This window comes from Streptomyces tremellae (assembly GCF_039540215.1).
Taxonomy (GTDB): domain Bacteria; phylum Actinomycetota; class Actinomycetes; order Streptomycetales; family Streptomycetaceae; genus Streptomyces; species Streptomyces tremellae.
The window spans coordinates 1-7,060 of record NZ_BAABEP010000102.1; the positions used below are offsets into that span (position 1 = coordinate 1).

5 protein-coding genes are annotated in these 7,060 nt (G+C 77.5%); 3 read left to right on the forward strand and 2 right to left on the reverse strand.

The features are described from left to right. Together ABEA77_RS32635 and ABEA77_RS32640 are read right to left on the reverse strand one after the other, a co-directional pair. Positions 1-469: DUF5691 domain-containing protein (locus ABEA77_RS32635; protein WP_486389448.1), on the reverse strand; the 469-nt coding region annotated here is incomplete at its 3' end. Further along, positions 466-1,854, reverse strand: coding sequence for an SWIM zinc finger family protein (locus ABEA77_RS32640; RefSeq protein WP_345655606.1), 1,389 nt, complete (start codon positions 1,852-1,854; stop codon positions 466-468). The genes ABEA77_RS32640 and ABEA77_RS32635, both read right to left, overlap by 4 nt. Positions 1,855-1,984: 130 nt before the next feature. On the opposite strand from ABEA77_RS32640, the gene ABEA77_RS32645 reads away from it, so the two are divergent. The 3 genes from ABEA77_RS32645 to ABEA77_RS32655 all read left to right on the forward strand — a co-directional run bounded on the left by ABEA77_RS32645 (position 1,985) and on the right by ABEA77_RS32655 (position 6,983). Continuing rightward, entirely contained in the window at positions 1,985-3,163 is a 1,179-nt protein-coding gene (locus tag ABEA77_RS32645; RefSeq protein WP_345655608.1) for an ATP-binding protein, read from the forward strand. 8 nt (positions 3,164-3,171) lie between these two features. After that, positions 3,172-5,724 (forward strand): DUF5682 family protein, encoded by a 2,553-nt coding sequence (locus ABEA77_RS32650; protein ID WP_425588441.1) that lies wholly within the window; start codon positions 3,172-3,174, stop codon positions 5,722-5,724. A 125-nt stretch (positions 5,725-5,849) separates the two neighbouring features. Beyond that, entirely contained in the window at positions 5,850-6,983 is a 1,134-nt protein-coding gene (locus ABEA77_RS32655) for a vWA domain-containing protein (RefSeq protein ID WP_345655620.1), read from the forward strand. The last annotated feature ends 77 nt before the right edge of the window (positions 6,984-7,060 follow it).

Genomic DNA, 7,060 nt, shown 5'->3' on the forward strand with positions numbered 1-7,060 from the left:
TGGACCCCGAGCCGCCCGACGCGCGGCCGGCGATCAGCGTCGCCAGCCGCAGCGCCGCCGCTCCCGGCAGTCGCCGCCGCCCGTCGCGCGGCGCGGGCGCGGGACCGTCCCCCTCCGCCGCGGACGGCAGCAGCCCGGCCCGCCGCCGCACCGTCGCGAGCGCCGCCGCGTCGAGCAGCGCCTCCGGCGGCTCGACCCCCGCCGCGGACACGGGCGGCGTCCGCCGGTCCGTCCCCAGCAGTGCCGAGGTCACCAGCTCCTCCCATTGGGGCTCCTGCCCCGCGCCGCTCTCCGCGCGTCCGTACGCCGCCATCGCCCCGTCCCCCTCCGTGTCCGCTGCCCTGCCGTCACTCCCCGCCGCGCCCGGCCCACGGGCGCCGCCCGCCGCGCGCACCGCCGGCCCGGCAAGCGAAGTCCCGGCGGTACGCCGCGCCCCGGTGCCCGTCCCCGTGTTCGTTCCGGTGCTCATGTCAGGGCCACCGTCCCCTCCGTGTCCTCGGACCAGACCGCAAGCGGTTCGACGCCGCGGTGGCCGCACTCGCCGAAGACCGTGACGGGGCGGCCGCCCGCCGCGGCGACCAGCTTCCACAGGCCCGGCCCCCGCGCGGCGTGCGCGGTCAGGGGCAGCGCGGCGCCGCCCGCCGCGTCGCGCAGGCGCCACGCCCCGCCCCCTTCGGGCTCCGGCGGGAGCGGCACCACGTCCGCCAGCACCACGGGCCAGGACTCCAGCCAGGGATCGGCGAGCAGCGCACGCCCGTACGCCTCGGCCGCCGCCGCCACCGGGCCGCCGGGCGGGGGCGCGCCGAACGGCGCCGGCGTCCCGAACCGCTCCACCAGGCCCGCCCGCAGCTGCCCGGAGCCCGCGTGCGGCGCGAGCCGCGCGTCGACCGCGAGGCCCACCGGCAGGGCCAGTTCGGGCGCGCGCCCGGCCGCCCCGAAGGACAGCAGGAGCGCCCACCGCCCCGACTCCCCGCCGCGCAGCCAGATGCGGCGCGTCGTCACCTTGCCGTCCGAGGTGTCGTACTGCGCCAGCACCGACCAGACGTCCCGCACCTCCGTGCCCACCCCTGGCGCGGACGGCAGCCCCACCCGCGTACGCACCGTCGCGGCCAGCGGCCCGGGCAGCGCGTCGAGGCCCAGCCAGGCCCGGTCCAGCAGATGGAGGAGGGACGCCTCCTCCAGGAGCCTGCCGGGCCAGCCCGCGCCCGAGCCGGGTATCGCCCCCAACTCGCGGGCGCGGGCCGCGAGTCCGGGTGCCTGCGCGTCGACCATGCGGGCCGCCGTCTCCTCCCAGGGCCCGCGCCCGCCGGCGCGCGCCCCGGAGTCGGCCGCGGCGAGCCCGCCCCTGAGCAGGTCGGCGAGGCGCTGCTCCAACTCGCCCACGCCCGCGGTGATCCGTCCCGCCCTGCGCTCGGCGCGCCGGCGCGCGGCCTCCGGGTCCGCGGCGTTCGCCGCCCCCGCGCCCGCGGCGCCGCCGCCCTCCGTGCGCCCGGCGCGCTTCCGGCGCCCGGCGAGCCACTCCCGCGCCCACGCGGGCGGCTCGCCGTCCGCCGCGACACCACCGCCGCCCGAGGCCCAGAGCAGCAGCAGCCCCAGCGCGTGCTTGCACGGGAACTTCCGGCTCGGGCAACTGCACGTGTACGCGGGCCCCGCCGTGTCCACCACCGTCTGATACGGCTTGCTGCCGCTGCCCCTGCACAACCCCCACACAGCGCCCGGCGCCTGCGCCGCGCCCGCACCCGTCTCCGACCACGGCCCCGCGGTACCGAGCTTGCTCCCGGCCCGGCGCGACGCGTCGTCAGGAGCCAGCGCGAGCACCTGCTCCGCCGTCCAGCGCACCCCCAGATCAGTCATGACACGACCGTAGGCCGGGCCACTGACAACCGGGCCGCGCACAGCCCCTGACCTGCTCGTACGGTCGATTGTCAGTGGGGTGGTGCACGGTGGACACCACAGCAGGCCGAGCGATCCCGAGGGGGGAACCATGACCGTGTCCCACACGCGGCAGGAAAGCCAGGAAAGCCAGGAAGACCAGGGTGACCAGGAAAGCCTGGGAAACCGGGAAATCGCCGAGCAGCCCGCGGCGAAGGTGCTGCGCCCGCACGCGGAGGACGCGTTCGCAGCCGAGCTCGCGGCGCTCGCCGCCCACGACGACAGGCCGCGCCCCGAGCGCTGGCGCCTCTCGCCGTGGGCCGTCTCGCTCTACCTGCTCGGCGGCACCCTCCCCGACGGCACGGTGATCAGTCCCAAGTACATCGGCCCGCGGCGCATCGTCGAGGTCGCCGTCACCACCCTCGCCACCGACCGCGCGCTCCTGCTGCTCGGCGTGCCCGGCACGGCGAAGACCTGGGTCTCCGAGCACCTGGCCGCCGCCGTGAGCGGCGACTCGACCCTGCTCGTCCAGGGCACCGCGGGCACGCCGGAGGAGGCCATCCGCTACGGGTGGAACTACGCGCAGCTCCTCGCGCACGGCCCGAGCCGCGCCGCGCTGGTGCCGAGCCCCGTGATGCGTGCCATGTCGGAGGGGCTGACGGCCCGCGTGGAGGAGCTGACGCGCATCCCGGCCGACGTGCAGGACTCGCTGATCACGATCCTGTCGGAGAAGACCCTGCCCGTGCCCGAGCTGGGGGAGGAGGTCCAGGCGGTCGGCGGGTTCAACGTGATCGCGACGGCCAACGACCGCGACCGCGGGGTCAACGACCTGTCGAGCGCGCTGCGCAGGCGGTTCAACACCGTGGTGCTGCCGCTGCCCGCCACCCCTGAAGCCGAGGTCGACATCGTCTCCCGCCGCGTCGACCAGCTCGGCCGTTCCCTCGGGCTGCCCGTCGAGTCGGACGGCATGAGCGAGATCCGGCGCGTCGTCACCGTCTTCCGCGAACTGCGCGACGGCGTCACCGCGGACGGCCGCACCAAGCTCAAGTCCCCCTCGGGCACGCTCTCCACGGCCGAGGCCATCTCCGTCGTCACCAACGGCCTCGCGCTCGCCACGCACTTCGGCGACGGCGTGCTGCGCCCCGGCGACGTCGCCGCGGGCATCCTCGGCGCGGTCGTCCGCGACCCGGCGGCGGACCGCGTCATCTGGCAGGAGTACGTGGAGACGGTCGTCCGCGAGCGCGACGGCTGGAAGGACTTCTACCGCGCCTGCCGCGAGGTGACCGCGTGAGCAGGCCCGTGGCGGGGATCCCCGTGCCCGACGGCGCGGCGCCGCCCGCGCGCGGGCCGCTGCTCCTCGGCGTGCGCCATCACGGCCCGGGCTCGGCACGCGGCGTGGGCGCCGCGCTCGACGCGGCCGCGCCCCGCGCCGTCCTGATCGAGGGCCCGCCCGAGGGGGACGCCCTTGCGGCGCTCGCCGGCGACCCGGCGATGCGGCCCCCGGTCGCGCTCCTCGCGCACGCGGTGGACGACCCGGGTCGCGCCGCGTTCTGGCCGCTCGCCGCGTTCTCGCCCGAGTGGGTCGCCCTGCGCTGGGCGCTGCGCCACGGCGTGCCCGTACGCTTCATCGACCTGCCCGCCGCCCACTCGCTCGCACTCGCAGGCGAGGGCCCGGAGGCCGACGCGGGGACCGAAGGGCCGGGAGACCCCGACGCCCGCGGCGGCGGCGAACCCGCCGACGACAGCGAGGACGAAGGGGGGAGCGAAACCGGCGCCGGGCCCTCCGCCGCCGACGTGCGCGTCGATCCCATCGGCGTCCTCGCAGAGGCCGCCGGGTACGACGACCCCGAGCGCTGGTGGGAGGACGCCGTCGAGCACCGCGGCGGGGACACGGGCGGCGCGGACCCGTTCGCGCCGTTCGCGGCCGTCGCCGACGCGATGGCCGCGCTGCGCGAGCGGTTCGGCGACGGCGGGCACCGCCGCGACCTCGTCCGCGAGGCGCACATGCGCCTCGCCCTGCGCGCCGCCCGCAAGGAGTTCGGCGACTTCGGGGACGGCGGGGGCGTCGCCGTGGTCTGCGGCGCGTGGCACGTGCCCGCGCTGTGCGCGAAGACCACCGCCACCGCCGACCGCGCCCTGCTCAGGGGCCTCCCCAAGGTCAAGGCCGAGGTGACGTGGGTGCCGTGGACCCACCGCAGGCTCGCCCGGCACAGCGGCTACGGCGCGGGCATCGAGTCGCCCGGCTGGTACGGGCACCTCTTCGACGCACCCGACCGCCCCGTCGAGCGGTGGCTCACGAAGGTCGCGGGCCTGCTGCGCGCGGAGGACAGGACGGTCTCGTCCGCGCACGTCATCGAGGCCGTACGGCTCGCGCGGGCGCTCGCCGCGATGCGCGGCCGCCCGCTCGCCGGGCTCACCGAGACGGTCGACGCGGTCCGCGCCGTGATGTGCGAGGGCTCCGACGTGCCGCTCACGCTGATCACCGACCGGCTGATCGTCGGCGACGCGCTCGGCGAGGTGCCCGACGCGGCGCCCGCGGTGCCGCTCCAGCGCGACCTGACCAGGCAGCAGCGCACGCTGCGGCTGCGGCCCGAGGCGCTGGAGCGCGAGCTCGACCTCGATGTGCGCAAGGACACCGACGCCGCGCGTTCGACCCTGCTGCACCGGCTGCGCCTCCTCGGCGTCGGCTGGGGCGAGCCCGCGGCGGGCCGTGCCAACGCCGGCACGTTCCGCGAGACCTGGCGGCTGCGCTGGGAGCCCGAGCTGTCCGTGCGCGTCGCCGAGGCCGGGATCTGGGGCACGACGGTGCTCGCCGCAGCGACCGCGCGCGCCGCGTCCGCCGCCGCGTCCGCGTCCGCGCTCGCCGATGTCACCGCGCTCGCCGAGCAGTGCCTGCTCGCCGCCCTGCCCGACGCGCTGCCCGTCGTCATGCGGGCGCTCGCGGACCGCGCCGCGCTCGACGCGGACGTCGCGCACCTCGCCCAGGCGCTGCCCGCGCTCGCCCGCTCCCTGCGCTACGGGGACGTGCGCGGCACCGACACCGCCGCGCTCGGTGAGGTGGCGACCGCCCTCGCCGAGCGGGTCTGCGTCGGCCTGCCGCCCGCCTGCGCGGGCCTGGACGCGGACGGCGCCGAGGCCATGCGAGGCCACGTCGACGCGGTGCACACCGCGATCGGCCTGCTGCCCACGGGCCCCGGCGGCGACCTGCCGGGCCGCTGGGCCGCCGTGCTGGAGAAGCTCGCGGGCCGTGACACCGTCGCGGGCGTGGTCCGTGGCCGCGCCACCCGCCTCCTGCTGGACGAGGGCCGCCTCGCCGCCGACGACGCGGCCCGCCTGATGGGCCTCGCCCTCTCGCCCGGCACCCCGCCGGGAGAGGCCGCCGCGTGGATCGAGGGTTTCGTCGGCGGTACCTCCGGCGGCGGCATGCTCCTCGTCCACGACGACCGGCTGCTCGGCCTGGTCGACGCGTGGCTGACCTCCGTGCCCGCCACCGCGTTCACGGACGTGCTGCCGCTGCTGCGCCGCACCTTCTCCGCGTACGAGCCGGGCGTGCGCAGGGCCCTCGGCGAGCAGGTGCGCCGCGGCGCCTCGGCTGCCGCCGCACCCGCCGTGGGGGCCGAGCCCGGCTTCGCGGGCACCGTGGACGCGGCGCGCGCCGACGCCGTCGTCCCGCTGGTCGCGCTGCTGCTCGGCCGCACACCGCCCGGCGCGCCGCCCCGCCCCACCGGCACAGGCACCGGCGCCGCGCGGCCCGCCCCGTCCAGCGCCGGCGGCCCGTACCCGTACACCAGCGACCCGTCCGTGCCCGTCCCCGCTCTCGCGGGGCCCGCCCTCCCCGAGGAGTCCCGATGAGCGATCCCGCAGCGGCCCCCGAGACAGCCGCCCACGGGGACCCGGAGACCGCCACAGGCGCAGATCCGCACGCGGCGCCGGGCGCGGCCGACGCCGACCCGGACGAGCGGCTGCGCCGGTGGCGGATGGTGCTCGGCGGCGACGCCGACGGCACCGGGTGCGGGCTCAGCGGCACCGACGCCGCCATGGACAGTGCGCTCGCCGCCCTCTACGGGGGTGGGGGCGGCGGCGCACGCCCCGCACGCGGCGGCAGGAGCGCGGGGCTCGGCGCGTCCGCGCCCTCCGTCGCCCGGTGGCTCGGCGACATCCGCACGTACTTCCCCAGCACGGTCGTGCAGGTCATGCAGCGCGACGCCATCGACAGGCTCGGCCTCTCCGCGCTGCTGCTCGAACCGGAGATGCTGGAGGCGGTCGAGGCCGACGTCCACCTCGTCGGCACGCTGCTCTCGCTCAACAAGGCCATGCCGGAGACCACGAAGGAGACCGCTCGCGCCGTCGTCCGCAAGGTCGTCGAGGACATCGAGAAGCGCCTCGCCACCCGTACCAGGGCCACCCTGACCGGCGCGCTCGACCGTTCGGCCCGCGTCAGCAGGCCCCGTCACCGCGACATCGACTGGGGCCGCACGATCCGGGCCAACCTCAGGAACTACCTGCCCGAGTACGGCACCGTCGTGCCCGAGCGGCTGATCGGCTACGGCAGGGCGGGCCAGTCCGTGAAGAAGGAGGTCGTCCTCTGCATCGACCAGTCCGGGTCGATGGCCGCGTCCGTCGTCTACGCGTCGGTGTTCGGCGCCGTCCTCGCCTCCATGCGCTCGCTCGCCACCCGCCTCGTCGTCTTCGACACCGCCGTGGTCGACCTCACCGACCAGCTCGACGACCCGGTCGACGTGCTGTTCGGCACGCAGCTCGGCGGCGGCACGGACATCAACCGCGCCCTGTCGTACTGCCAGTCCCGCATCACCCGCCCCGCCGACACCGTGGTCGTCCTCATCAGCGACCTGTACGAGGGCGGCATACGCGACGGGATGCTGAAGCGGGTGGCCGAGATGAAGGCGTCGGGCGTGCAGTTCGTCGCGCTGCTCGCGCTCTCCGACGAGGGCGCCCCCGCCTACGACCGGGAGCACGCCGCCGCGCTCGCCCAGCTCGGCGCCCCCGCCTTCGCCTGCACGCCCGACCTCTTCCCCGAGGTCATGGCCGCCGCGATCGAGAAGCGTCCGATACCGGTGCCGGACGACACCCCGGCCGCAGCGCCCCGCTGACCGCTCCCAGGCTCGTGCCCGGTGCCCGGTGCCCGGTGCCCGGTGCCCGGTGCCCGGTGCCCGGTGCCCGGTGCCCG

Bases quoted from the DNA above. Each gene is read 5' to 3' on its own strand.
- ABEA77_RS32655 (WP_345655620.1), top strand. From the start codon at position 5,850: ATGGTGCTCGGCGGCGACGCCGACGGCACCGGGTGCGGGCTCAGCGGC.
- ABEA77_RS32645 (WP_345655608.1), top strand. From the start codon at position 1,985: ATGACCGTGTCCCACACGCGGCAGGAAAGCCAGGAAAGCCAGGAAGAC.
- ABEA77_RS32640 (WP_345655606.1), bottom strand. From the start codon at position 1,854: ATGACTGATCTGGGGGTGCGCTGGACGGCGGAGCAGGTGCTCGCGCTG.